The sequence below is a fragment of the Lentzea sp. NPDC059081 genome (genome assembly GCF_042738015.1).
In the GTDB taxonomy this organism is placed as follows: domain Bacteria; phylum Actinomycetota; class Actinomycetes; order Mycobacteriales; family Pseudonocardiaceae; genus Lentzea.
In genome coordinates this window covers 63,248-85,038 of the sequence record NZ_JBHYGW010000005.1, presented here as the reverse complement: position 1 = coordinate 85,038, position 21,791 = coordinate 63,248, and the positions used below count along the sequence as shown (strand labels likewise).

Annotated in this window: 25 protein-coding genes; 10 read left to right on the top strand and 15 right to left on the bottom strand. The window is 72.4% G+C overall.

The window, feature by feature from the left end; translation table 11 throughout:
* Positions 1-8 precede the first annotated feature (8 nt).
* Together ACFWV3_RS13500 and dgoD are read right to left on the bottom strand one after the other, a co-directional pair.
* Complete coding sequence (locus ACFWV3_RS13500) at positions 9-1,133, bottom strand: substrate-binding domain-containing protein (protein WP_382411406.1); 1,125 nt, start codon at positions 1,131-1,133, stop codon at positions 9-11.
* 134 nt (positions 1,134-1,267) lie between these two features.
* Positions 1,268-2,416: a galactonate dehydratase gene (gene dgoD / locus ACFWV3_RS13495; RefSeq protein WP_382411405.1), complete on the bottom strand. Its 1,149-nt coding sequence runs from the start codon at positions 2,414-2,416 to the stop codon at positions 1,268-1,270.
* Positions 2,417-2,468: 52 nt separating this feature from the next.
* Here dgoD and ACFWV3_RS13490 point away from each other — a divergent pair, with 52 nt between their 5' ends.
* From ACFWV3_RS13490 to ACFWV3_RS13480, 3 genes are read left to right on the top strand one after another with little or no spacing between them, the layout of a single operon-like run.
* Positions 2,469-3,185 carry a FadR/GntR family transcriptional regulator gene (locus ACFWV3_RS13490; protein WP_382411404.1) on the top strand — a complete coding sequence of 239 codons (717 nt, stop codon included), beginning with the start codon at positions 2,469-2,471 and terminating at the stop codon, positions 3,183-3,185.
* A gap of 2 nt (positions 3,186-3,187) precedes the next feature.
* Entirely contained in the window at positions 3,188-3,940 is a 753-nt protein-coding gene (locus tag ACFWV3_RS13485; protein ID WP_382411403.1) for an SDR family oxidoreductase, read from the top strand.
* Between the two features lies 1 nt (position 3,941).
* The gene (locus tag ACFWV3_RS13480) at positions 3,942-4,985 is read left to right on the top strand and encodes an alcohol dehydrogenase catalytic domain-containing protein (RefSeq protein WP_382411402.1); all 1,044 of its coding nucleotides are present in this window, start codon (positions 3,942-3,944) and stop codon (positions 4,983-4,985) included.
* A gap of 6 nt (positions 4,986-4,991) precedes the next feature.
* Here ACFWV3_RS13480 and ACFWV3_RS13475 read toward each other — a convergent pair whose 3' ends face one another.
* A complete protein-coding gene (locus ACFWV3_RS13475) occupies positions 4,992-5,855 on the bottom strand; it encodes a LysR family transcriptional regulator (protein ID WP_382411401.1) in 864 nt (287 codons plus the stop codon).
* A 71-nt stretch (positions 5,856-5,926) separates the two neighbouring features.
* On the opposite strand from ACFWV3_RS13475, the gene ACFWV3_RS13470 reads away from it, so the two are divergent.
* The 3 genes from ACFWV3_RS13470 to ACFWV3_RS13460 are packed head-to-tail and all read left to right on the top strand — an operon-like array spanning position 5,927 to position 8,787.
* Positions 5,927-6,853 carry an alpha/beta hydrolase family protein gene (locus ACFWV3_RS13470; RefSeq protein WP_382411400.1) on the top strand — a complete coding sequence of 309 codons (927 nt, stop codon included), beginning with the start codon at positions 5,927-5,929 and terminating at the stop codon, positions 6,851-6,853.
* Positions 6,854-6,868: 15 nt separating this feature from the next.
* Positions 6,869-8,071, top strand: coding sequence for an MFS transporter (locus ACFWV3_RS13465; RefSeq protein WP_382411399.1), 1,203 nt, complete (start codon positions 6,869-6,871; stop codon positions 8,069-8,071).
* Complete coding sequence (locus tag ACFWV3_RS13460) at positions 8,044-8,787, top strand: SDR family oxidoreductase (protein WP_382411398.1); 744 nt, start codon at positions 8,044-8,046, stop codon at positions 8,785-8,787. The genes ACFWV3_RS13465 and ACFWV3_RS13460 overlap by 28 nt, the downstream gene beginning before the upstream one ends.
* Positions 8,788-8,848: 61 nt before the next feature.
* Here ACFWV3_RS13460 and ACFWV3_RS13455 read toward each other — a convergent pair whose 3' ends face one another.
* The gene (locus ACFWV3_RS13455; protein ID WP_382411397.1) at positions 8,849-9,319 is read right to left on the bottom strand and encodes an SRPBCC family protein; all 471 of its coding nucleotides are present in this window, start codon (positions 9,317-9,319) and stop codon (positions 8,849-8,851) included.
* 95 nt (positions 9,320-9,414) lie between these two features.
* On the bottom strand, positions 9,415-9,855 hold the full coding sequence (locus ACFWV3_RS13450) for a MarR family winged helix-turn-helix transcriptional regulator (protein ID WP_382411396.1): 441 nt from the start codon (positions 9,853-9,855) through the stop codon (positions 9,415-9,417).
* A gap of 78 nt (positions 9,856-9,933) precedes the next feature.
* Here ACFWV3_RS13450 and ACFWV3_RS13445 point away from each other — a divergent pair, with 78 nt between their 5' ends.
* The gene (locus ACFWV3_RS13445) at positions 9,934-10,431 is read left to right on the top strand and encodes a hypothetical protein (protein ID WP_382411395.1); all 498 of its coding nucleotides are present in this window, start codon (positions 9,934-9,936) and stop codon (positions 10,429-10,431) included.
* 43 nt (positions 10,432-10,474) lie between these two features.
* Here the strand turns inward: ACFWV3_RS13445 and ACFWV3_RS13440 are convergent, their stop codons facing one another.
* The 5 genes from ACFWV3_RS13440 to ACFWV3_RS13420 all read right to left on the bottom strand — a co-directional run bounded on the left by ACFWV3_RS13440 (position 10,475) and on the right by ACFWV3_RS13420 (position 14,145).
* Entirely contained in the window at positions 10,475-11,437 is a 963-nt protein-coding gene (locus ACFWV3_RS13440) for a hypothetical protein (RefSeq protein ID WP_382411394.1), read from the bottom strand.
* A complete protein-coding gene (locus tag ACFWV3_RS13435; protein WP_382411393.1) occupies positions 11,434-11,931 on the bottom strand; it encodes a SigE family RNA polymerase sigma factor in 498 nt (165 codons plus the stop codon). The genes ACFWV3_RS13440 and ACFWV3_RS13435 overlap by 4 nt, the downstream gene beginning before the upstream one ends.
* Before the next feature lie 62 nt (positions 11,932-11,993).
* Positions 11,994-13,136 carry an amidohydrolase family protein gene (locus ACFWV3_RS13430; RefSeq protein WP_382411392.1) on the bottom strand — a complete coding sequence of 381 codons (1,143 nt, stop codon included), beginning with the start codon at positions 13,134-13,136 and terminating at the stop codon, positions 11,994-11,996.
* Between the two features lie 81 nt (positions 13,137-13,217).
* Positions 13,218-13,481: a hypothetical protein gene (locus ACFWV3_RS13425; RefSeq protein WP_382411391.1), complete on the bottom strand. Its 264-nt coding sequence runs from the start codon at positions 13,479-13,481 to the stop codon at positions 13,218-13,220.
* Positions 13,482-13,566: 85 nt separating this feature from the next.
* Positions 13,567-14,145, bottom strand: a complete 579-nt coding sequence (locus ACFWV3_RS13420; protein ID WP_382411390.1) for a TetR/AcrR family transcriptional regulator — start codon at positions 14,143-14,145, stop codon at positions 13,567-13,569.
* A gap of 87 nt (positions 14,146-14,232) precedes the next feature.
* On the opposite strand from ACFWV3_RS13420, the gene ACFWV3_RS13415 reads away from it, so the two are divergent.
* The gene (locus tag ACFWV3_RS13415; RefSeq protein WP_382411389.1) at positions 14,233-15,114 is read left to right on the top strand and encodes an SDR family oxidoreductase; all 882 of its coding nucleotides are present in this window, start codon (positions 14,233-14,235) and stop codon (positions 15,112-15,114) included.
* A gap of 1 nt (position 15,115) precedes the next feature.
* Here ACFWV3_RS13415 and ACFWV3_RS13410 read toward each other — a convergent pair whose 3' ends face one another.
* Positions 15,116-16,291 carry an FAD-dependent monooxygenase gene (locus ACFWV3_RS13410; RefSeq protein ID WP_382411388.1) on the bottom strand — a complete coding sequence of 392 codons (1,176 nt, stop codon included), beginning with the start codon at positions 16,289-16,291 and terminating at the stop codon, positions 15,116-15,118.
* A 57-nt stretch (positions 16,292-16,348) separates the two neighbouring features.
* Here ACFWV3_RS13410 and ACFWV3_RS13405 point away from each other — a divergent pair, with 57 nt between their 5' ends.
* Positions 16,349-16,849, top strand: coding sequence for a MarR family winged helix-turn-helix transcriptional regulator (locus ACFWV3_RS13405; protein ID WP_382411387.1), 501 nt, complete (start codon positions 16,349-16,351; stop codon positions 16,847-16,849).
* Here ACFWV3_RS13405 and ACFWV3_RS13400 read toward each other — a convergent pair.
* Both ACFWV3_RS13400 and ACFWV3_RS13395 read right to left on the bottom strand, forming a co-directional pair.
* Positions 16,824-17,480 carry a response regulator gene (locus ACFWV3_RS13400; protein ID WP_382411386.1) on the bottom strand — a complete coding sequence of 219 codons (657 nt, stop codon included), beginning with the start codon at positions 17,478-17,480 and terminating at the stop codon, positions 16,824-16,826. The genes ACFWV3_RS13405 and ACFWV3_RS13400 overlap by 26 nt on opposite strands.
* Positions 17,477-18,643 (bottom strand): sensor histidine kinase, encoded by a 1,167-nt coding sequence (locus ACFWV3_RS13395; protein WP_382411385.1) that lies wholly within the window; start codon positions 18,641-18,643, stop codon positions 17,477-17,479. Before ACFWV3_RS13395 ends, ACFWV3_RS13400 begins: the two co-directional genes overlap by 4 nt.
* Positions 18,644-18,751: 108 nt before the next feature.
* Here ACFWV3_RS13395 and ACFWV3_RS13390 point away from each other — a divergent pair, with 108 nt between their 5' ends.
* A complete protein-coding gene (locus ACFWV3_RS13390; protein WP_382411384.1) occupies positions 18,752-20,752 on the top strand; it encodes an alpha/beta fold hydrolase in 2,001 nt (666 codons plus the stop codon).
* On the opposite strand, the gene ACFWV3_RS13385 is transcribed toward ACFWV3_RS13390, so the two are convergent.
* Together ACFWV3_RS13385 and ACFWV3_RS13380 are read right to left on the bottom strand one after the other, a co-directional pair.
* Positions 20,679-21,071 carry an ester cyclase gene (locus ACFWV3_RS13385; protein WP_382411383.1) on the bottom strand — a complete coding sequence of 131 codons (393 nt, stop codon included), beginning with the start codon at positions 21,069-21,071 and terminating at the stop codon, positions 20,679-20,681. The genes ACFWV3_RS13390 and ACFWV3_RS13385 overlap by 74 nt on opposite strands.
* 23 nt (positions 21,072-21,094) lie before the next feature.
* Positions 21,095-21,775, bottom strand: coding sequence for an SDR family NAD(P)-dependent oxidoreductase (locus tag ACFWV3_RS13380; RefSeq protein WP_382411382.1), 681 nt, complete (start codon positions 21,773-21,775; stop codon positions 21,095-21,097).
* Positions 21,776-21,791: the final 16 nt, after the last annotated feature.

Here is a 21,791-nt window from a genome sequence, read left to right as displayed (position 1 = left end):
GCCGACCCTCACTGGGTGACGCCCAGCTTCTTCAGGTCGTCCAGGTAGGTCTGCAGGTTGTCGCCGGTCACGAGGCCGATGCCCGAGCTGAGCGTGCTGGCGCCGTCCTTGTCCTCCAGGTACGGCTTGAGCAGTTCGGCGGTGGCGTCCTTGCCGAGCACCTTGAGCGCCGTGAGCACGTACACGCCGACGTAGCCCTGCTGGTACGGCCGCTGGAGGATCATCGCCTGGACCGTGCCGTCCTTCACGAACTCCACGGTCTTCGGCTCGGCGTCGTCCGCGACGATCAGCACCTTGCCGGACTTGCCCGCCGCCTTGACCGCCTGACCGGCCGCCGGGCCGTCGTAGGACCACACGGTGTAGAACGCGTTCAGATCGGGATTCGCCTGGAGAGCGGCCTGCGCATTCGACAGCGCCTTGGACGGGTCGGCGTCGTCGTTGAGCGTGTCGACGATCTGGATGCCCGTTCCTTCGAGCGCCTTCTTGAATCCCGCGATGCGCTGGGTCGCATTCGCGGCGGTCAGCGAACCGGTGAGGATCGCGACTTTTCCGGACCCGTTCAGAAGCGTTTTCATCGCTTCTCCCGCGCGTTGTCCGGCGTCGGTGTTCGGGGTGCCGAGGTAGACCGTGGGATCGGGCGTCCCGGCGAGCGGGGAGTCGATGGCGACGACGCCGATGCCGGCCTTCTGCGCCGTGCCGACCGGGCCGGCGACGGCCTTCGGGTCGACCGCGGAGATCGTGTAGCCGTCGATCTTGTCGGCGCGCAGGGTGTCCAGGATGGACAGCTGGGTATTGAGGTCACCACCGGCCGGAGCCTGGAAGTTCGCTTGCACGCCAAGCTCTTTCGCGGCGTTCTCCATGCCGGTGCGGCCCTCGGTCCAGTACGCGGACGGGCTGTTGATGACCATCGCCACGCGCACGGCGGCGAGGTCTCTGCCCTGCACGGCCTGCTTGATCTTCCTGGTCAGCTCGCCCAGCTGCTTGTCGTTGAACTCCGTCGAGCCGGTCAGCTTCGCGGTGTTCTGGTTCGACTGCTGCTGCGCGTCGTCGGATGCTTTCGTGCATCCGGTGAGAACGAGCAGAGCCGCCGTGGCGAGCGCGGTCATGGTCGTCCGGGTGCGGCGAACGTTCATGGCGAACTCCTTTGTTGCGCGATGTGCACACCCTGGTGCGAAATAAGCACGTTCTGCGGCGAAGACTGAGGCGGGCCTCCATTCCTGTCAAGATTTTCGGTGTCGATTGCCCACGTTGTTGCGCCCTGTGCACATCACCATTCCGCGAACGAGCCGTCGGGGTGGTTCCAGATCGGCGTGCGCCAGCGCATGCCGCGCTCGTGGGCCTTGCGGACGGCGCCCTCGTCGATCTCGACGCCGAGCCCGGGACCGGTCGGCCTGGCCACGTGCCCGTCGGCGAACGTGAAGACCTCGGGGTTGGCGAGGTAGTCGAGCAGCTCGCCGGTGCGGTTGTAGTGGATCCCGAGCGACTGCTCCTGGATCAGGAAGTTGGGGGTGGCGAAGTCGACCTGCAGGCACGCGGCGAGCGCGAGCGGCCCCAGCGGGCAGTGCGGTGCGAGCAGCGCGCCGAAGGTGTCGGCGAGCGTGGCGATCCGGCGGACCTCGGAGATACCGCCCGCGTGCGACAGGTCGGGCTGCACCACCCGCACCCCTGCCTGGAGCACCGGCAGGAAGTCGGCGCGGGAGAAGAGCCGTTCCCCGGTGGCGATCGGGCGGCTGGTGCTCTCGACGAGCCGCCGGAGGTTGGTGTGGTTCTGCTCCGGCACCACGGGTTCCTCGATGAAGAGCGGGTCGAACGGCTCGACCGCCTCGATCAGCCGCGGTGCCGCCGCCGCGCTGACCCGGCCGTGGAAGTCGACCGCGAAGTCCCGTTCGTCGCCCAGCGCGGCCCTGACCTGCCGGGCCCGGTCGGCGACCTCCGCGACGTCCCGCGCGCTCGGCAGCGGCGGGAACTGCGCGGTGGCGTTCATCTTCACCGCCGTCATGCCCGCCTCGCGTTGCGCGGCGGCCGCGGCGGCCACGTCCTGGGGCGAGTCGCCGCCGATCCAGCCGTAGACGCGGACGCGCTCGCGCACCGGACCGCCGAGCAGCTCGTACACCGGCACGCCCAGCCGTCGTCCGGCGATGTCCCACAACGCCTGGTCGAGCGCCGCGACCGCCGAGGAGCGCTCGGGTCCGCCGCGGTAGAAGCCGCCTTTGGTAAGACGTTGCCAGTGATCCTCGATGCGGGTCGGGTCCTCGCCCATCAGCTGCTCGGCCAGCGCGGCCACCGCGGCCGCGGTGACGTCGGCCGACCCCTCGAGCCCGCCCTCGCCCCAGCCGTGGACGCCGGCGTCCGTCGAGACCTTGACGAACATCCAGCGCGGCGCGACGAGGAACGTCTCGACGTCGATGACTCGCATGACCACCCCGTTCGGATAAAGTATGATTTATCATACGCAAACTGGAGGCGATGTGAACCCGCTGAGTGGACCGGGCGGCCTGCACGCGCAGGTGGTCGACGTGATCGGTCGCCGCATCGCGACCGGTGAGCTGGTCACCGGCGCCGTGCTGTCCACCGAGGGGATCGAGACCGAGCACGGGGTGTCCCGCTCGGTGGTGCGGGAGGTGCTGCGCACGCTGACCGGCCTCGGCCTGGTCCAGCCGCGGCAACGGGTCGGCACCGTCGTGCGGCCCGTCCACGCCTGGAACCTGCTCGACCCGCAGGTCATCGCCTGGCGCTCGACAGGGCCGGACTCGCGCCGGCAGCTCAGCGAGCTGATCACCCTGCGCGAGGCGCTGGAACCGGTGGCCGCGCACCGGGCCGCCGCCGAACGGGACGACGACGCCGTGCGGACCATGCGCGAGTCGTTGCAGCGCATGGAGACCGCGTTCCACGACGGCAAACCGCACGACTTCGCCACCGCCGACACCGCGTTCCACGAGGCGTTGCTGCGGGCCGCGCACAACGACGTGCTCAGCCAGCTCGTCCAGACGGTCCTCGCCACCTTGCACGCCCGGTACGCGGGGCACCGCTCGTTCGGCGACGCGACCGCGTTGTCGCTCGTCCGCCACGCCGAGCTCGTCGACGCCGTGGCGGCGGGGGACGAGGCGGCGGCCGAGGCGGCGTCCCGCGCACTCGTGCGCGAAGCCCGTGCCGAGGTGCTCGGCCCAGCAGAAGGGGAGAACTGACTTTGCCGACTTTCGACCTGACCGGCCGGTTGGCCCTGGTCACCGGCTCACGACGGGGCATCGGCCGCGCCATCGCCGAGGCCTACCTCGCCGCGGGCGCCCGCGTGGTTCTCAACAGCCCGGACGCGTCCGCCCTGCGAGAGGCGGCCGCGGAACTCGGTGACGGCGTGCTCACCTGCGCGTTCGACGTCTCCGACACCGAGGCCGCCGAAGCCGCGCTGACCGCGCTCGTCGAGGAGCACGGCTGCCCGGACGTCCTCGTCAACAACGCGGGCATCCAGCTGCGCGGACCGCTCACCGAGCTGCCGGTCGACGACTGGCGGAAGGTCGTCGACGTCAACCTCACCAGCGCGTTCGTCGTGGGCCGCACGATCGCCCGCGGCATGGTCGCGCGGGGCAGCGGCAAGATCATCAACATCTGCTCGGTGCAGAACCACCTCGTCCGCCCGACCACGGCGCCCTACGCGGCGGCCAAGAGCGGCCTCGGCGGCCTGACCCGGTCGATGTGCGCGGAGTGGGCGCGGCACGGCCTGCAGGTCAACGGCCTCGCACCCGGCTACCTCGACACCGAGCTGAACGCGAGCCTCGTCGCCGACCCCGGGTTCACCGACTGGATCACCCGGCGCACCCCGGCCGGGCGCTGGGGCACCCCGGAGGACATCACCGGCCCGGCGGTCTGGCTGGCGTCGTCCGCGTCGGACTTCGTGAACGGGCAGGTCGTCTACGTCGACGGCGGCCTGACGGCGGTGATCTGACATGACCGTCACCCCGATGGGACGAGCCGTGACCGTCCTCGGCGCCGACCGGCTCGAACTGCGCGAACTCCCCGCCGTGGAGCCAGGTCCCGGCGAGGCCGTGGTCGACGTCGTCTACGGCGGCATCTGCGGCTCGGACCTGCACTACTGGCAGCGGGGCGAGGTCGGCGAGTCCGTCCTCGTGGACCCGATGGTGCTCGGCCACGAGGTCGTCGGCACCGTCCGCGAGGCCGCCGCCGACGGGTCGGGCCCGCCGGCCGGCACGCCCGTCGCCGTGCATCCCGCCGACACGTGCGGCCGCTGCGAAGCCTGCCTCGCCGGCCGTGCCAACCTGTGCCCCGCCCTGCGCTACCTCGGCAGCGCGGCCCGGCGCCCGCACACCGACGGCGGGTTCGCCGACCGCCTGCTCGTGCCGGGACACCGGCTGGTTCCCGTGCCCGGTGGGCTCGACCTGCGCACCGCCGCACTGGCCGAACCGGCCTCCGTCGCCGCCCACGCGCTCGCCAGGGCAGAGGCGCTGACCGGCGGTGTCCGCGGCCGGGACGTCCTCGTCACCGGCGCGGGCCCGATCGGCCTGCTGGTGGTGGCACTCGCGAGCATCGCGGGCGCCCGGTCCGTGACGGTGACCGACCTGCACGACCGTCCACTGAGGACGGCGGAACGGGTGGGCGCGACGCGGGTGGTGGAGGCGGGGGAGGACCTGCCGGCCGCCGACGTGGCCTTCGAGTCGTCCGGCGCGGCGCAGGCACTGGCCGCGGCCCTGCGCGCGGTGCGGCCCGGCGGGGCGCTCGTCCAGGTCGGGCAGCTCCCCGGCGCCGGGGTGACGGCGCCGTTCCACCTGGCGGTCGGGCGTGAGCTGGTGCTGTCCGGGTCGAGCCGGTTCGCGGGCGGGATGGGGGAGACGCTGGCGACCATCGCCGCTCACCGGGACCTGGTCGAGCCGGTCGTCACCGCCGAGTACCCGGCCGACCGCGTGCAGGACGCGATGACAGCGGCACGCGACCCGGCCGAGTCGAGCAAGGTCCTGCTGCGGTTCGCCGGATGACGGCCGTCAGGACGCGGTTTCCCGGCTCCGGACGTCGGCGACCTCCTGGGCGGTGCGCACGAACGCCGCCACCGCCGGGGACCGCGACTCGGCCGGCCAAGCCACCGCCAGCGTCGCCGGTTCGGCGTCGACCACCGGGAGGAAGGCGGTGCCGGGCCGCGGGAACCGGTCGGCGACCCACTCCGGCACGACCCAGACGGTGTCGCCGACCTCGATCATGGTGAAGATCTTCGCGATGTCCAGGTGGTCCAGGGGCCCCTTCGGCAGCTCCAGCCCGCCGCCCTCGGCCGGTGCGCCGTCGGGCAGTGTCCTGCCGACGAGGTCCGCCAGCCAGACGCACGGGCGTGCCGCGAGCGGGTCGGAGGCGGCCAGCGCGACCACCCGGCGGCTCGTGACGAGCGGCTCCGCGTCGAGGCCCCGCTCGTCGAACGGGGTCATCACCAGCGCCACGTCGGCCCGGCCGTCGCGCAGCGCCTTCACCTGCTCGCCGCGGCCGCCGAACAGCAGCTCGACGGGCTGCGCGTCGTAGGCCCGCAGGAGCCGGGGGAGCAGGCCCGCGTCGAAGTCGGCCTTGAGGGCGAGCCGCAGCACCGGTGACTTCTCGCCGGCCCGGCGGGCGCGGCGTTCGGCGGCGGCGACCGCGTCGAGCGCCACCGAGGCGTCGGCCAGCAGCCGCTCCCCGGCCGGGGTGAGCCCGACCTTGCGGGTGGTCCTGAACAGCAGCTGCACGCCGAGCTGCCGCTCCAGGTCGCGGATCGCCTTCGACAGCGGCGGCTGGGCCATGCCGAGGCGGACGGCCGCCTTGCCGAAGTGCAGCTCCTCGGCCACCGTCACGAAGTACCGGAGCTGACGCGTCTCCAGGTCACTCATACCGCCAGGATATCAATCCAGAGCGAAGCGGTCTTTCCGTTTGCGAACGGTCCGGCGGTTGACTCGTCGCCATGACCACCGCACCCGACATCGAGCAGGCGCTGGCCCGGTTCGCCGACAACGTCGCGCAGCCACGTCGTTCGCCTGTCCTGCACCAGCCGTCGGAGGCCGGCCTCGAGTACGAGAACGTCTCGTTCCCGGCGACCGACGGTGTCCCGCTGGAGGGCTGGTTCATCCCCGCCCCCGGCGCGACCCGGCTGATCATCGCCAACCACCCGCTGGGGTTCTCGCGCTCCGGCTTCCCCACCCACCTCGAACCGTGGCGCTCGGTCTGGGCGCCGACCGGCAACGACTTCGAGCTGAACTTCGTGCCGGACTACAAGATCCTGCACGACGCCGGTTACGCCGTGCTCGCCTACGACCTGCGCAACCACGGCCTGAGCGCCGCCGCCAACGGAGGCGTCGTCACGAGCGGCTTCTTCGAGGCCCGCGACGTGGTCGGCGCGCTGAACTGGGCACGCGAACGCCCCGAGACCGGGGACATGGCGATCGGGCTGTTCAGCCGGTGCTTCGGAGCGGCCTCGACGTTCGCCGCCATGGCCCAGTTCCCGCGCGCGTTCGACGGCGTGGGCGCGCTGGTCGCCGCGCAGCCCATCACGCCCCGCGTCGTCACGCCCCGCTGGCTGGCCTACGCCGGGCTGGGCGAGCACTACGACCGGCTGGAGGAGCTGGTCGTCCAGCGCGTCGGCGCCGGGCTCGGCCTCGCCGACCGGACGCCGACGGCGTGGGCGGGCTCGGTCCGCGTCCCCACGTTCCTCTACGGGGTCCGCGACGACCTGCTGACCGTCCCTGCCGACCTGGAGGGCATGTACGACGCCATCCCGATCGCCGAGAAGAAGCTGCAGTGGATCGAGAACACCCCGTTGCGCTGGGACGGCTACGCCGAGTTCCAGCGCCGTCCCGAGCCGATGCTCGCCTGGTTCGACACCCACCTCTGACGAAGGAGCATTCGCATGCCACGGGAAAGGACGTCCCCGGCCCTGCTGGTGACGCTGCTCGGCGTCAGCACGCTGACGATCCTCGCGAGCGCCACGATCACCCCGGCACTGCCCGGCATCCGGCAGTACTTCGCCGGCACGCAGAACGTCGACCTGCTGGTGCGCCTGGTCCTCACCCTGCCGGGGCTGGTGATCGTGCTGACGGCGCCGGTGCTCGGCTTCCTCAGCACGCGCATCGGCCGGGTGCGGGTGCTCGCGGGCGGCCTGGTGCTCTACGCGGCCGGCGGCGGGTCCGGCCTGGTGCTCGACTCGCTGCCCGCCCTGCTGGGCGGACGGGCGCTGCTGGGCGTCGGCGTCGCGGCGATCATGACGACCGCGACGGCCCTCATCGCCGACCACCACCCGCCCTCGGAGCACGGCAGGGTGCTCGGCTTCCAGGGCGCCGCGCTGGGGTTCGGCGGCGTGATCGCCGTGTTCCTGGGCGGCACGCTGGCCGAGCTGTCCTGGCGCGGCCCGTTCGCCGTCTACCTGCTGGCCCTGCCCGCGCTGGTGCTGGTGCTGTTCTTCGTGATGGACACCCCGGAGCCGAAGTCGGGCACCGAGGGAACCCGTCCGGCTCGCGCGACGTGGACCCCGCAGCTGTTCGGCCTGTACGCGCTGGTCGCGCTCAGCATCGTGGTGTTCTACGTGCTGCCCACCCAGGGGCCGTTCTGGCTGGTCGAGGTCGGCGCCATGAGCCCGGTGGTGATCGGCGCGGCGTTCGCCGGGGTGAACCTGGTGATGACCGTGATCGGCCTGAACTTCGGGCGGCTGCGTGCCCGCTGGGACTTCCGCGCGCTGGCCGTCGCCCTCTTCGCCGCCTACGCGATCGGGCTCGTCGTCGTCGGCACCGCGGGAAACCTGGTGACCGCCGTGATCGGCATGTTGATCGCGGGCGTCGGCATCGGCCTGAGCAACCCCACGTTCAACGGCTGGGTGGTGTCCTCCGTGGACCCCAGCGCGCGCACCCGTGCGCTCGGTCTCGTCACGTCCCTGCTCTACCTCGGCCAGTTCTCGTCGCCGCTGATCGCCCAGCCGATCGTGGTGGGAGCCGGTCTCTCCGCGGCGTTCCTGGCCGCCAGTGCTCTCGGCGCGATCGTCGCCGTGACCCTCACCGTCATCCATGTCACCGGTCGTTCAAGGAGGAAGTCGTGGCCGACTACTACGGCAAGCGCGTAGTCATCACGGGCGGGACCAGCGGAATCGGGCTGGCCACCGCGAAGCGGCTGGTCGACGGCGGCGCCCGCGTCCTCGTCACCGGCCGGGGCGAGGAGTTCCTCGCCAAGGCCCAGGCGGAGCTCGGCGACCGCGGCGTGGCCCTGCGCAGCGACACCTCGGTCCTCGCCGACGTCGACGAGCTGGCCGCACGGGCGCGGGAGGAGTTCACCGAGGTGGACCTCCTGTTCGTCAACGCGGGCATCACCGTGCCCGCCCCGCTCGGCGACGTCACCGAGGGCGAGTTCGAGCGGGTCTTCGAGATCAACACCAAGGGGCCGTACTTCACGGTCCAGCGGTTCGCGCCGCTGCTCGCGGAGGGCGGGTCGGTGGTGCTGACCACGTCGGTGGTCAACCGCAAGGGCATCGCGGGCAGGAGCGTGTACGCGGCCAGCAAGGCGGCGCTGCGCTCGATGTCCCGCACGCTCGCCCGCGAGATGATCCCGCATGGCGTGCGCGTGAACGCCGTGATGCCCGGACCCATCGACACCGGGATCCTCGACAGGACCGTCGGCGGCGAGAAGGCCGAGCAGATGAAGGCGCAGATGAAGGCCACCAACCCGATGGGCCGGTTCGGCGACCCCGCCGAGGTGGTGTCGGCGGTGCTGTACCTGGCCTTCGACGCCACCTACACCACCGGCGCGGAGCTCCCGGTCGACGGCGGGGCCTCCCAGCTCTGACCAGCCCAGCTCTGACCAGCCCAGCTCTGACCCGGCCGAGCTCTGGTCAGCCCGGCTCCGGTCAGCGCTGGGTGGTGACCCACTCCGCGAGCGCGGCGAGCGTGGTCTCGACGCTCGCCGCCATGTAGTCGCGCAACGCGGTCAGGTCGTCGTGGGTGCGGCCGAGGACGGGGTCGAGGCGGAGCAGGCGCCACGACTGCTCCGCCACCGTTCCCCGCCCCTGGCCGCGCAGCGTCCAGGTCCACTCGACGATCCCGTCGACCACGAACGCGAAGACGGCGCCGGGGTCGGCCCGCACGACCTGGGAGCGGCTCGTCCACTCCTTGCCGTTCCTGCGGTTGCGGCCGCTGAACCACGCGCCCGCCTCGGGCCCGGCGCCCTCGTCGTAGGCGACGTCGCTCGCGGTCGGGCTCCACCGCCCGATCGCGGACACGTCGCTGACGAGCCGGTAGACGTCGTCGGGGGTGGCGTCGACCCACGCCTGGCGGGTGAAGCCGAAGTCCGCGGGGTCGAGGGTCTCGGTGCTGGTCATGGAAAGTCCTCCGGTCGTCGTCACCACGCCATTGGACCGGCCTCACGAGGTGGGGAACCAACCCCGGCGCTTCCTACCCCTCGCGGTGGCAGGAATCAGCTCTCCCGCTGGTTCCGCGCGGTCAGGACGCGGGTCTGCTCCTTGAGGACGTCGATCGTCCGCACCACCCAGTCCGCGATCACGGCCTGCTCTGCGGGGGAGTAGCTGTCGGTCAGCTCGCTCATCGCCTTCGCCAGCCCGGCGAACGCGTCCCCGAACGCGCCGGGCACCGCCGTGATCACCAGCCGGCGGCGGTCGCCGGGATCCGGTGCGCGCCGGGCGAGCCCTGCCCGTTCGAGGCGGTCGACCACCCCGGTGACCGCGCCGGGGGTCAGGCCGATCTCCCTGGCCAGCTCGCCGGCGGACACCGACCCCGAGCCCGCGATGAACGCGAGCGCCCGCTGGTCCACCGCCGTCACGCCGAGGCGCGCGCCCACCGCCTCGTGGAACGCCACCACTGCGGTGCTCAGCTCACGTCCGGCGTCTCGACCTTCCACCCCACGCACTTTACCCGGCTCGATATTTCAGTATGCTGAACTAAAAGGTTTAGTTGACTGAAGTATTGGGGGAAGCGCGTGACGGAGTGGAAGCTGGCTCTGGAGGTGCCGAGGTGGGTCTGGCACTGGTACACGTCCCACCTGGGGCTGGTCGTGGGGCTGTCGCTGGTCGCGTCCGTGCAGCGGCTGGTCGTCGTGAACTGGACCGGCGAGATCCCGTCCGGGCTCGCGACGGCCTCGGAGTTCGTCGTGGTCGCGGTGAGGATCGCGCTGGTGGTGCTGATGTGGCGGGGCGCGATGGCGGGCGTGGCGCTGAGCTGGAGCGCGGCCGGTGCCTTCGTGCGCGCGCACTGGGTCAGCCTGCTGTGGCAGGCCTTGTTCCTCGGGGTCGCGTTCGCGGTGTTCGAGGTGGTCGCCGAGCACGTGGTGTCGGGACTGCTGCCCGAGTCGGCCCGGCAGACCTACCTGGCCGTGCTGCTGTTCGTGAAGAACCCGACCGTGATCGCCCTGACGATGCTGTGGTGGGTCGGGGTGATCCGGCAGGTGTTCGAGGTTCGCGTGCCGGTCGCCGCGTGAGCCGGCGGGTGCGTGTCCCGGCCGGGGCACGCACCCGTCACCTCTACCTGCCTCTCGGGGTCAGGGTGACCAACCAGTCGCCCGTGACGCGTTCCGGGATCACGGTGATCCTGACCGTCTGTCCCTCGGCGAAGTTCGGCCCCCTTTCCCAGTCGGTCGGGGAGATCTCCTGCTGGTACACCCCGTACCCCCAGTTCGAGATGTCGATGACCTGGACGTCGTTCACGAGGACCCGGACCTTGCCCGGTGTGTTCATCTGCGCCCTCAGCGAACTGCGGCCGGGCCACCGGACCGTGAGCTCCTTCCGCGCGACCGGGTCCGACGGGTCCGACCGCAGTTCGAACTCCGGCTCCCGGCCTGGCTGTGGGGGAAAGGTCGCCAGCGTCTGCGGGCGTGGCGGCAGCGGGTACTCGTCCACCGGCACCGCCTCGCCGACCCCGACCGCGAACGAGCCCTTGTCCGGAAGCGGCAGCGACTGCAGCTGGTTCGACTCGTCGAAGAACTGCTTCCCGGTGACGGTCATGGTGAGGACCGCCGGTTGTCCCGGCACGACGATCCCGCTCCAGTCGACCGGCCGGCCCGCGCCCCCGCAGGTGTTCTGGTCGGCGATGCTGTGCCCGTTGACCGAGTTGTCCATGAGCAGCGCGGTGTCCGGTCCCGCGTCGCACCGGGTGAACACCCAGAGGTCCAGGGACTTCGGCACGAACCGGAGCGTGATCGTCGTCGTCGGCAGGTCGCCCCACGCCTGGCCGATGAGCTTGGTGCCCTGCTGGTACTCCGGCAGGCTGCGCGGCGGCACGGCGGGCTCGGGCAGTGCCTGCGGGCGGGGGAGCGTCGCGTAGACGATGCCGACGACCGCGAGCACCACGCACGCGACACCGGCGACCGCCCGCCTCGCGCGGGTGGCCGACACCCGTGCGCGCACCCCGGCCATCCTGGCCTCGTGGGACGCGTCGGCGACCTCGGCCCGGTCGCGCAGCACCTCGGTGAGGTCGGTCAGGTTCATCGCCGCACCCCTTCGAACGTGGTGATCGTGTCGTCGAGCCGCAGCTTGGCGAGCGCCTTGCTGGCCTGGCTCTTGACCGTGCCGACGGAGCAGCCGAGCAGCGCGGCCACCTGGGCCTCGGTGAGGTCCTCGTAGAACCGCAGCACCACGACGGTCCGCTGCCTGCGCGGCAGCCGGCCGAGCGCCTGCCACAGCCACTCGCGTTCGTCCACGGCGTCCTGCGGCGAGTCGCCCGGCTGTTCCGGCAGGTCGCCCGTCGGGTGCTCGCCCCTCCACCGCCGCCGCCACCAGGTGGCGTGCACGGTCACGACGATCCTCCGCACGTACGGTTCCGGATCGCCGTCGACGCGGCCCCAGGCCCGCCAGGCCTTGGCCAGCGCCGTCTGCAGCAGGTCTTCCGCGTGCCCGGTGTCCCGCGTCAGCAGGAACGCCAGCCGTAAGAGCCGTGGCGACGCGGACGCCACGAACTCCTCGAACCCCTCAGGTGTGCGCACTTCCCGGCCCTTCGCCTCAGTCCGTCACCGCTACTACCAGTCGGGAGGCGGGAATGGTTGCTTCACCTCGGCCGGCGTGCGCGCACCTCCGCGACGACCTTCTCGATCCGCGCGTCGAAGGCCTCGAGCTGCGCGGCCTCGGCGGCGTCCGGGACGAACGGGCGGCGCTCGCACTCCTCGCCGGCGCGCCAGATCCGTTCGACGGACCGGGTCGCGGTGATGTCCGCCAGCGGTTCGCCGCTCACGAGGACGAGGTCCGCGCGCAGGCCGGGCGCCACGCGTCCCCGGTCGGTGAGGCCGAAGACCCGTGCCGCCGCGGAGGTGGCGGCCGCCAGGGCACGTGCCGGGGTGACGCCGCACCGGACGAGCAGCTCCAGCTCCTGGTGCAGGCTCTCGCCGAACACGGTCCCGGGGTTCGGGGCGTCGGTGCCCGCCAGCAGCGTGACGCCCGCCTCGGCCAGCCTGCGCAGGTTGTCCTCGGCTCGCGAGCAGAGCGGCGCGCCGAGGGTGTTCCGCACGGTGGCCAGCGTCGGGCCGACCGCGATCCCGGCGTCGGCGATGCGGCGGACGAGCGCGTCGCCGAGGGTTTGGGCCGGCACGTGGGCCATCACGTCCACACCGGCGGACACGACCTGCGCGACACCGGCCGGCGAGCTGACGTGTCCGACGACTACGAGGCCGCGGGCGTGCGCGGCGGCGACGAGGGCCGTCATCGTGGCGTCGTCGAGCGCCGGCCACAGACCCCCCACGCCGGAGAAGACCTTGAGGTGATCCGCTGTCAGGTCCGCCACGAACCGCTCGGCCTGGCGGGCGTCGGCCACCGTCGGGAACGGCGGGTACAGGGGCGCCGGGTGCCCGCCCGGTGCCGTGGCCCCGATCCCGGCGGACCGGACGTCCGCGACGTCCTTCCGTTCACGGGCCTGGGTTCTGGCGGTGGCCACCACGCTCGGTTCGCTGAACATGTCGAGCACGGTCGTGACGCCGTGGTTCAGCGACTGCTGCAACGCTCCGGGCACGAGGTGCACGTGCGTGTCGATCAGGCCGGGCAGCACGGTCCCGCCTTGCGCGTCGACCACCTCGTCACCGGGTTCGGGTGCCTGGTCTCCGGTGATCACACCGTCCGCGAACCGGACCGACGTCCAGCCGCTCCGCTCTGCCCCGTCGAACACCTTCGCGTTCACGATCGTCGTCGCCACGCCGCTCATCCCAGCCGCTCCGGCGCTCCTGATCAACGACCGGCCCGGAACGCGCGTTGGACCGGTTCGACCGCTCCCGCCGCCGCGGGCTCAGCCGAACAGGTCGGCCAGGAGCGTGTGGGCGTTGCGGATGACGAAGTCCCGCAGCTCCGCGGGCTTGAGGTCGAGGCCGCCGACCTCGTCGACCGGCACCCGCTCGACGTCGTAACCACCGCGGCCGGCGTCGGTCCACTCCGCCCCGCTGCGCGCCGCCTCGTCGATGCTCACGAGCCGCGCCGCGAAGATCTCCTGCACCGCGACGCTCCGCGAGGTCTCCGCCGAGATCACCGGCACCCGGCCGCGCACCTCTGCCACCGCCCTCAGTTCCTCGGCGAACGCGTCGCTGAGCTGGGCGGGTGCCGGTCGTCGAACAGCAGCGCCCGCACGGACCGCCGCGCGCTCACCCCAGCGACGTGCTCGCCGCCCTCAGCTCCGCCAGCGCCTTCACCAGGTACCCGGCGAAGTCGTCCTCCGGCGCCCGGTCGCCCTCCGACCACTCCGCGTACCCGCGCTTGAACGCCAGCACCCCGAGCTCGCTGGCCAGCGCCGCCGTCGCGTCCGGCACGCCGCGGGCCACCAGGGCCTCGGTCATGGCGGCGGCGAGGCTGACGCTCTTCAGCGCGTCGCGTTCGCGGAGCTCGGCGCTAGCGGCCACGGCGGCCTTCATGCGCGGGGCGATCTCGCGGCTCATCGGGCCCATCGCGGTCGAGGCGCGTTCCAGGCCCACCGCGACGGCCTCCAGCGGGGTGGCGTCGCGCGGTGCCTCCGCGATGCCCTCCGCCAGCAGCGTGCTCAGGGTCTCCTGGCCCGCGACCAGCAGCTCGCGCTTGTCGGGGAAGTGGCGGAAGAACGTGCTCTTGGTGACGCCGGCCCGTTCGGCGATCTGCGCGACCGTCGTGGCGTCGTACCCCTGCTCGCTGAAGAGGTCGACCGCTGCCACGACGAGGCGTTCCCGTGCGCCCGGTTCCCAGCGACCCATGGGACGAGCATACGTGACGGGACTCTTGTCCCGTCACTCTGGTACGGTCATGGGACAAGAGTCCCATCACTTTGCGGGAGAGTTCTCATGCGCGTCTTCATCACCGGCGGCACCGGCCTCATCGGGTCCGCCGTCGTCGCCGAGCTGCTCGGTCACGGGCACGGCGTGCTCGCGCTCGCCAGGTCCGACGCGTCCGCGCGGGCCGCCGAGGCGGCCGGTGCCGAGGTGGTCCGGGGTGGCCTGGCCGACCTGGACGTCCTGCGGGCCGCGGCCGGGCGGGCCGACGGCGTGATCCACCTGGCCTTCTCCAACGACTTCAGCAGCCCCGAGGCGCTGGCGAACGCCGTCGCCGAGGAGAACGCCGCCGTCGCGACGCTCGGCGAGGCGCTCGTCGGCAGCGACCGGCCGTTCGTCGTCTGCTCCGGCACGCCCGCCGTGCCGGGCCGCGTCTCCACCGAGGACGACCAGGTCGCCACCGACGGTCCGGTCGGCGGTCGCAGCCGCGCGGTCATCGAGGTCCTGGGCCTGGCCTCGCGCGGGGTGCGCGCCTCGGCCGTGCGGTTGCCGCGGACCGTCCACCAGGACGGGCAGGGCGGGTTCGCCGGTCTGCTCACCGGGATCGCCCGGCAGAGCGGCGTCTCGGGCTACCCCGGTGACGGGACGCAGCGCTGGCCCGCCGTGCACGCCCTCGACGCCGCCGCGCTCTTCCGGCTCGCGCTGGAGAACGCCGAGGCCGGCACCGCCTGGCACGCCGTCGACGACGAGGGCGACCAGGTGCGCGACATCGCCGCCGTGATCGGCCGGCGGCTCGGGCTGCCCGTCCAGCCGGTGCCGGCGGAGACCTACGGGCCGCTCGGCGTCATCTTCGCCGCCGACCAGCCGGCGTCGAGCGCCCGCACGCGCGAGGTGCTGGGCTGGAAGCCGCAGCACCCGAGCCTGCTGGAGGACCTGGAGAACCTCCAGCCCTGACTCACCGCACGGCTGCGATCGGCGGCAACGCCCGGTCGCTGGCGGCGACCTGGGTCATCTTGGCCGTCACCGGCGCGAACAGCCGTGAGGTGAGGACCTTGTCGGCCAGCTCGCGCAGGCCGAGCCCGAGCCGCGTCCGCGGATAGGCGAACGGCACGATCCAGCGCGGGAAGTTCTGCACGTCGTCGACGAGGGGCCGGATCCACTCCTCGTAGGCGGCGAGCCCGTCCTCCACCCGCCGCGCCCCGGACAGACCGGCCGCGAGGACGTAGCCGCTGATCAGCGCGAGGGAGGCGCCCCCTCCGCCCATCGGCGTGACGCACCACGCGGCGTCCCCGGCGAGGCACACCCGGCCGCGGTGCCAGGCAGGCATGCGGATCTGGGTGAGCTGGTCGACGTAGACGTCCTCGGACCGGTCGAACCCGTCGAGCACGCGGCCGGCCTGCCAGCCGGCGTCGGCGTAGCGCTCGCGGAAGTGCGCCAGGGCCTCCTTCCGGTCCAGCCGGGTGAGGTTGTCGGTGCACGCGAGCATGGCGCGCGTCGTGCCGTGGTTGTCCGGACGCAGGTGGATCTGCCGTCCGCCCGTGGTGGTGTACCAACGCCACCGGGAGTCGTCGTCCGCTGTGCGGGGGATCGTGCCGAAGACCATCGCGATGCCGAGGTCACGGCGCTCGACCGCGTCGCCGAAGAGCAGGTCACGGGTCGTGGACCGGACGCCCTCCGCGATGACCACCAGGTCCGTGTCGAAGGTGCGGCCGGACGCCGTGGTCACCCTGGTGCCGTCGCCCTCGACCGACGAGATCGTGTCGCCGTAGATCATCTCGACGCCGGCCGGCAGGTGCCGCAGGATCGTCCGGGCGAAGTCGCCGCGCAGCACCTCCAGCTCGGCGGTCGCCCCGTCGGGACCCTCCGACGGCAGCTCGGCGCGCACCTCGCCCGCCGAGTCGACGAAGACCGTGCCGGTCTCGGTGGTGTTCTGCTCCCGGACGGCCTCGGTGAGGCCCATCAGGTCCAGCACCTCGCGGGCGGTGCCGCGGACGTCGACGTTCTGCCCGCCGTCGCGGAACTCCTCCGCCCGCTCGAGCACGGTCACCTCCCATCCCGTGCGGCGCAGCCAGAACGCGGCCGAGAGCCCGGCGATGCTCGCGCCGGAGACCACCGCGTGTCGTGTCGTCATGTCCCACTCCCCATTGGTAGCTTTGCTGCAAAGCTACTTCGGTGTGAAGGGAGTTGCATGACGAACGACCCGCTCGCCGCGGACTGGTCGTCCGCGCAGGTGGAGGTGATGCACCGGCTGCGCGACTGGGTCGTCGGGTTCACGGCGCTCAACCAGCACCTGGGGACGTGGATGCGGTTGCCGGCCTCCGACGCCAACGCCCTCGGGCAGATCATCTGGGCCGCCGAGACGGACGCGCCGCTCTCACCCGCTCAGCTCGCCCGGCAGCTCGGCATGACCACGGGCGCGACCACGATCCTGCTGAACCGCCTGGAGACCGCCGGGCACGTCGTCCGCAGCCGCGAGAGCGCCGACCGCCGCCGCGTCACGCTCCGCCCCGCTCCCGAGTCGCGCGAACACGCCCGCCGGTTCCTCGCCCTCGCCGGAACGGAGATCGCGGGCGTCCTGCACACGACGCCGCCGGCCGAGCTCCGGACGGTCGCGGCGTTCCTCGCGAGGATCACCACCGCCGCGGCCGAGGCCGACGGGCGCCTCAGCTCCGGCTCGCGAACCCCGTGAGGTGGGCGTAGGCGACGGCGTGGGTGCGGTCGCGCAGGTTCAGCTTGCGCAGGATGCTCGACACGTGCGACTTCACGGTCTCCTCGCCGACGTGCAGCAGGCCCGCGATCTCGGAGTTGGTGTGCGCGCGGGACAGCAGGAGCAGCACCTCGCGCTCACGGGCCGTCAGGCGGTCGAGGTCGCTCGGGGGAGCGGGGGTGCTGAGCGTGTCGGCGAAGCGCGCCAGGTGCCGCCGGACGATCGACGGGTCGATCAGCACGTCGTCGCGCGCCGCGATGCGCACGGCGGCGATCATCTCCTCCGGCGGCATGGACTTGAGCAGGAAACCGCGGGCTCCGGCGCTCATCGCGCGGTGCACGTACTCGTCGGTGTCGTGCGTCGTCAGGACGACGATCTTGGTCTGGTTGCCCGGCGCGGCCAGGATCGCCGACGCGGCACCGAGTCCGTCGCGGCGCGGCATGCGGATGTCCAGCACGGCGACGTCCGGGCGTAATCGCAGCACGGCGTCCACGGCCTGCTCGCCGTCGGCGACCTCGGCCACGACCTCGATGTCGTCCTCGGTGTCCAGGATGGCCCGCAGGCCGGAGCGGAAGACCGCGTGGTCGTCCGCGACCAGGACGGTGATGGTCACTGAGGTCCTCCGAGCGGGAACGAGACGGCGGTCCGCCAGATCTTCCCGTCCTGCCCGGGACCCCTGTCGACCACCCCGCCGAACTCCTCGGCGCGAGCGCGGATCCCCGCCAGGCCACGGCCTTCGTCGCGCACGTCACCGGCCAGCGGGTTGACGGTCTCGATCTCCAGCCCTTCGGGGGCGTGGCGGACCGCGACCTCGATGGGCCCGCCGGAGCCGTGCCGCAGCGCGTTGGTCAGCATCTCCTGGACGATGCGGAACACCGCGGCGTCGAGCTGCGGCGACAGGTCGCGCGGCGTGCCGGAGACGTCCAGCCGCACCTCCAACCCGGTGTCCCGCAAGCGTTCCAGCATCGCGCCGATGTCGGCGAGGCCGGGATCGCGGTCGGCGTGGGGACGCTGGCCCAGCAACAGGTCGAGCATCTGCCGCAGGTCGTGCAGGGCGGTCCGGCTGGAGTCCTCCACCGACCGCACGGACCGCAGCGCCGACTCGTCGCCCTCGGTCCTGGTGAGCCGCAGCCGCGCCGCGCCCGCGTGCACGCTGATCGCGCTGACGTGGTGGGTGATCACGTCGTGCAGGTCGCGGGCGATCGCGGCGCGGTCCTCGGCGATGGCCGCGTCGACCTCGGCCTGCGCCTCGCGCTCCTCCTGCTCGGCCTGGCGTCTCATCTCGTCCAGGTAGGCACGGCGGGAGGTGGTGTAGCGGCCGACGAGCCACGAGATCAGCCCGGTCTTGGCCGCCGACACGAGCACGTACCAGTCGAGCGCGTACCCGCGGGTGAGGTGGGCGAGCACGAGCCCGCCGATCACCCCGAGCAGCGAGGCGACCGCCCACCGCCCGCGCAGCCAGGCACCGGCCCGGTAGGACGCGACGAGGATGCCGGTCTCGTTGAGCCGCAGCGTGCGCGGCCCGCCCAGCAGCAACGCCACCGCCGCGTTGAACACGACGGCGGCGACCGCGACCGCCCCCGACCACTTCGTCCGCGAGGCGAGCGCCGCGTCGACCACCACGATCCCCAGCAGCGCCATCATCCACGCGCCGTCGACCGGGAGGTCCTGCACGAGGAACGACAGCACGTCGGCGACCGCGCAGACCCCGGCGACGAGGAGGGACTGCCGCTGGAGGTTCGTCCTGGCACGGGACAGCGAGGGGACGTTGATCACCCGCAGACGATGTCAGGGCGGCGGGCGCGCGACATCCCTCGCGCGAGGGAGACGGGTCCGCTCGGCGAGGGGAAGATCCGCGTCTCCGGAGTTCCTAGGTTTCTCCCCATGCCTTCGTTCAAGCCTTCCCGCCGGGTGGTCGCCATCGGGCTCGCCGGCGCCGTCCTGCTCGGCCTCGCCTACCTGGGCGTGCGCCCCGACGCGGTCCTCGCCGTGCCCGACGGTGCGGCTCCCGGTTCGCTGACGACGCAGCCCTGCGACTTCGACACGGAGGCGGGCACCGTCGCCGCCGACTGCGGCACGCTCGTCGTCCCGGAGAACCGGCGCGACCCCGCGACGAAGATGATCGCCCTGCCGGTCACCAGGATCCGCGCCACCACGCCGGACCCGGCCGAGCCGGTCTTCAAGCTGGGCGGCGGCCCCGGCGCGACGAACATGGCCTTCCCGCAGGCGAGCAGGCTCACCGACCGCCACGACGTGGTGATCGTCGGGTACCGCGGCATCGACGGCTCGCGCCGCCTGGACTGCCCCGAGGTCGTCGGGTCGATGCGCGGGGGCGACGGGATCGCCGACGCGAAGACGTTGCCCGCCACCACCAAGGCGTTCGAGCTGTGCGCGAAGCGGCTGACCGCGGACGGCGCCGACCTCACCGGCTACTCCGTCGCCCAGCGCGTCGACGACCTCGAGGCAGCCCGCACCGCGCTCGGCTACCAGAAGATCAACCTGATCAGCACCAGCGCCGGCACCCGCACCGCGATGATCTACTCCTGGCGCCACCCCGAGGCGCTGAACCGGTCCGCCATGATCGCCGTCAACCCGCCGGGACACCTGTTCTGGGACCCGGCCACCACCGACTCGCAGTTCGGCCAGTACGCGGACCTGTGCCGCGCCGACGCCGGCTGCTCCGCCCGCACCTCCGACCTCGCGGCCTCGATGCGCTCCGTCACCAGCGCCATGCCGGACAGCTGGGGACCACTGTCCATCAAGGACACGAACGTCCGCGTGGTGAGCCAGTACGCCATGAACCACAACGGGCACGTGTCGGCGCCGAACAACGCCCCGACCGTCTTCGACGCCTACCTCAGCGGCGACACCGGTGCGCTGTGGGCGATGTCCGTGCTCGGTGACGTCGCCCTGCCGGAGTCGCTCGTGTGGGGCGAGTTCGCCTCGTTCGCCATGCTCGACGCCGAGTTCAACCAGCGGTACTACGACGCGGGCGGCGATCACGGCTCGATCCTGGGCAACTCCTCCACCGACTTCCTCTGGGCGGGCGCCGGCGTGCAGAAGGTGTGGCCGGACAGCCCCGACAACGCCGAGTACCGCACCATGCGGCCCAGCGACGTCGAGACCCTCGTGATCAGCGGGGAGGTCGACTTCTCGACCCCGGCCCAGAACGCGACCAAGGAGCTGCTCCCGTCGCTCTCGCGCGGCAAGCAGGTGATCCTCCCCGGTCTCGGCCACACCTACGACTTCTGGGAGCACCGCCCGGACGCGGGCAAGCACCTCCTCACCGCGTTCTTCGAGTCCGGACAGGTGGACAGCTCCGGCTTCGACCGCCGTCCGATCGCCTTCGCCGACGTGCCGCTGAGCATGTCCACCCTCGCCCGGCTGCTGGTCGGTGTCGCCGTCGGTGGCGCGGTGCTCGGCCTGCTCGTGCTCGCGTGGCTCGTCCGCAGGTCGCGCCGCCAGGGCTTCAGCGCACGGGCGAGCGTCTGGACCCGTGTCGCCACCGCACTCCCGCTCGGACTCGGCGGCTGGCTGCTGGGCGTCCTGGTGTCGTGGACGGTCTTCCCCGGCGACTACCTCGTCAGTGCCACGGTGGTCGTTCCCGGCGTCGGTGTGCTGGTCGGGCTCGGCGCGCACCTGGCGTGCGTCCGTCCCGAGTGGACCGGCCGGGCCCGCCGGACCAGTCTGGTCGCCGCGATCGGCGCGGCGCTGCTGGGCGCCCTGCTCGGCACGTACGCGCTGCCGGGCCTGGCCGCACCGGCCACCGCGATCCTCGGAGCCGCGGTGGCCGCGAACCTCGCGCTGCTGCTCACCGCGTCAGCTGCCGCCGCACCTCTGCCGAGTCGTGCAGGTTCGTCATCTGCACGAACCGGCCTCGCCTGACCCGGTAGATCGCGTACTCGACGACCTCGAACGAGGCCCCGGTGGGAGTGACCCCGAGCCACTCCTCCACCGGGGTCCCGGTGTTGACCGCCCGCACGGCGATGCGGTCGCGGTCGAGCAGCAGCTCGTCCACCCGCCAGTGGAGGTCCGGGACGGCGTCGATGCTGCGCCGCATGTCGGCGACGACGTCGTCCCTGGTCCCCGGTTCTCCGTTGAGCAGCACCTCGTCGGCGATGAACTCGTCCATCCCGCCCAGCTCGTGGGCGTCGAGGGTCGCGACGTACCGCAGGTACCAGTCGCGCAGGTCGTCGTCGGTCATGACCTTCTCCATCCCGTCGATCGTCAGTAGTCGATCCGGCCCTGGCGGTTGTGGAACTCCCCGGTGGGGCCGTCCCGGCCGATCCGGGCCAGCGCGACCGTGGCGTCGGTGCCCTCGGTGACGGTCTGGTGGCCGTGGTGCTGGTTGAGGTCCGTGGCGGTGTAGCCCGGATCGGAGGCGTTGATCCTCATTCCCGGCAGGCTCTTGGCGTACTGCACCGTCAGCGCGATCACGGCGGCCTTCGAGCTCGGGTAGGGGACGAGCAGCGCGCCGAACGAGTCGTCGTCCGGGTCGAGCATGGCCCGCGGGAAGCCGAGCGACGAGGCGACGTTGACGATCACGGGGTTCGCCGAGCGCCGCAGCAGGGGCAGCGCGGCCTGGGTGACGCGGACGACGCCGAAGACGTTGGTCTCGAACGCCACCCGCATCGCCTCGACGTCCAGGTCGTCGAGCGTCCACGACGGTCCCGTGACGCCGGCGTTGTTGACGAGGACGTCGAGCTCGGGCAGGGACGCGATCGCCTTGTCGACGCTGTCCTGGTCGGTCACGTCGAGCTGGACGGGGATCGCGCCGAGCTCCCTGACGGCGTCCCCGGTGGCGAGGTCGCGCATGCCGGCGTGGACGGTGTGGCCCGCGGCGATCAGGCGGCGGGTGGTTTCGAGACCGAGGCCCTTGTTGGCCCCGGTCACCAGTGTGGTGGTCATGCCACCACCCTGGGCT

Bases quoted from the DNA above. Each gene is read 5' to 3' on its own strand.
- ACFWV3_RS13455 (WP_382411397.1), bottom strand. From the start codon at position 9,319: ATGACCAGCACCGAGACCCTCGACCCCGCGGACTTCGGCTTCACCCGC.
- ACFWV3_RS13430 (WP_382411392.1), bottom strand. From the start codon at position 13,136: ATGAGCGGCGTGGCGACGACGATCGTGAACGCGAAGGTGTTCGACGGG.
- ACFWV3_RS13390 (WP_382411384.1), top strand. From the start codon at position 18,752: ATGCCTTCGTTCAAGCCTTCCCGCCGGGTGGTCGCCATCGGGCTCGCC.
- ACFWV3_RS13500 (WP_382411406.1), bottom strand. From the start codon at position 1,133: ATGAACGTTCGCCGCACCCGGACGACCATGACCGCGCTCGCCACGGCG.
- ACFWV3_RS13470 (WP_382411400.1), top strand. From the start codon at position 5,927: ATGACCACCGCACCCGACATCGAGCAGGCGCTGGCCCGGTTCGCCGAC.
- ACFWV3_RS13475 (WP_382411401.1), bottom strand. From the start codon at position 5,855: ATGAGTGACCTGGAGACGCGTCAGCTCCGGTACTTCGTGACGGTGGCC.
- ACFWV3_RS13415 (WP_382411389.1), top strand. From the start codon at position 14,233: ATGCGCGTCTTCATCACCGGCGGCACCGGCCTCATCGGGTCCGCCGTC.
- ACFWV3_RS13410 (WP_382411388.1), bottom strand. From the start codon at position 16,291: ATGACGACACGACACGCGGTGGTCTCCGGCGCGAGCATCGCCGGGCTC.
- ACFWV3_RS13380 (WP_382411382.1), bottom strand. From the start codon at position 21,775: ATGACCACCACACTGGTGACCGGGGCCAACAAGGGCCTCGGTCTCGAA.
- ACFWV3_RS13405 (WP_382411387.1), top strand. From the start codon at position 16,349: ATGACGAACGACCCGCTCGCCGCGGACTGGTCGTCCGCGCAGGTGGAG.
- dgoD (WP_382411405.1), bottom strand. From the start codon at position 2,416: ATGCGAGTCATCGACGTCGAGACGTTCCTCGTCGCGCCGCGCTGGATG.
- ACFWV3_RS13385 (WP_382411383.1), bottom strand. From the start codon at position 21,071: ATGACCGACGACGACCTGCGCGACTGGTACCTGCGGTACGTCGCGACC.
- ACFWV3_RS13440 (WP_382411394.1), bottom strand. From the start codon at position 11,437: ATGAACCTGACCGACCTCACCGAGGTGCTGCGCGACCGGGCCGAGGTC.
- ACFWV3_RS13480 (WP_382411402.1), top strand. From the start codon at position 3,942: ATGACCGTCACCCCGATGGGACGAGCCGTGACCGTCCTCGGCGCCGAC.
- ACFWV3_RS13465 (WP_382411399.1), top strand. From the start codon at position 6,869: ATGCCACGGGAAAGGACGTCCCCGGCCCTGCTGGTGACGCTGCTCGGC.
- ACFWV3_RS13420 (WP_382411390.1), bottom strand. From the start codon at position 14,145: ATGGGTCGCTGGGAACCGGGCGCACGGGAACGCCTCGTCGTGGCAGCG.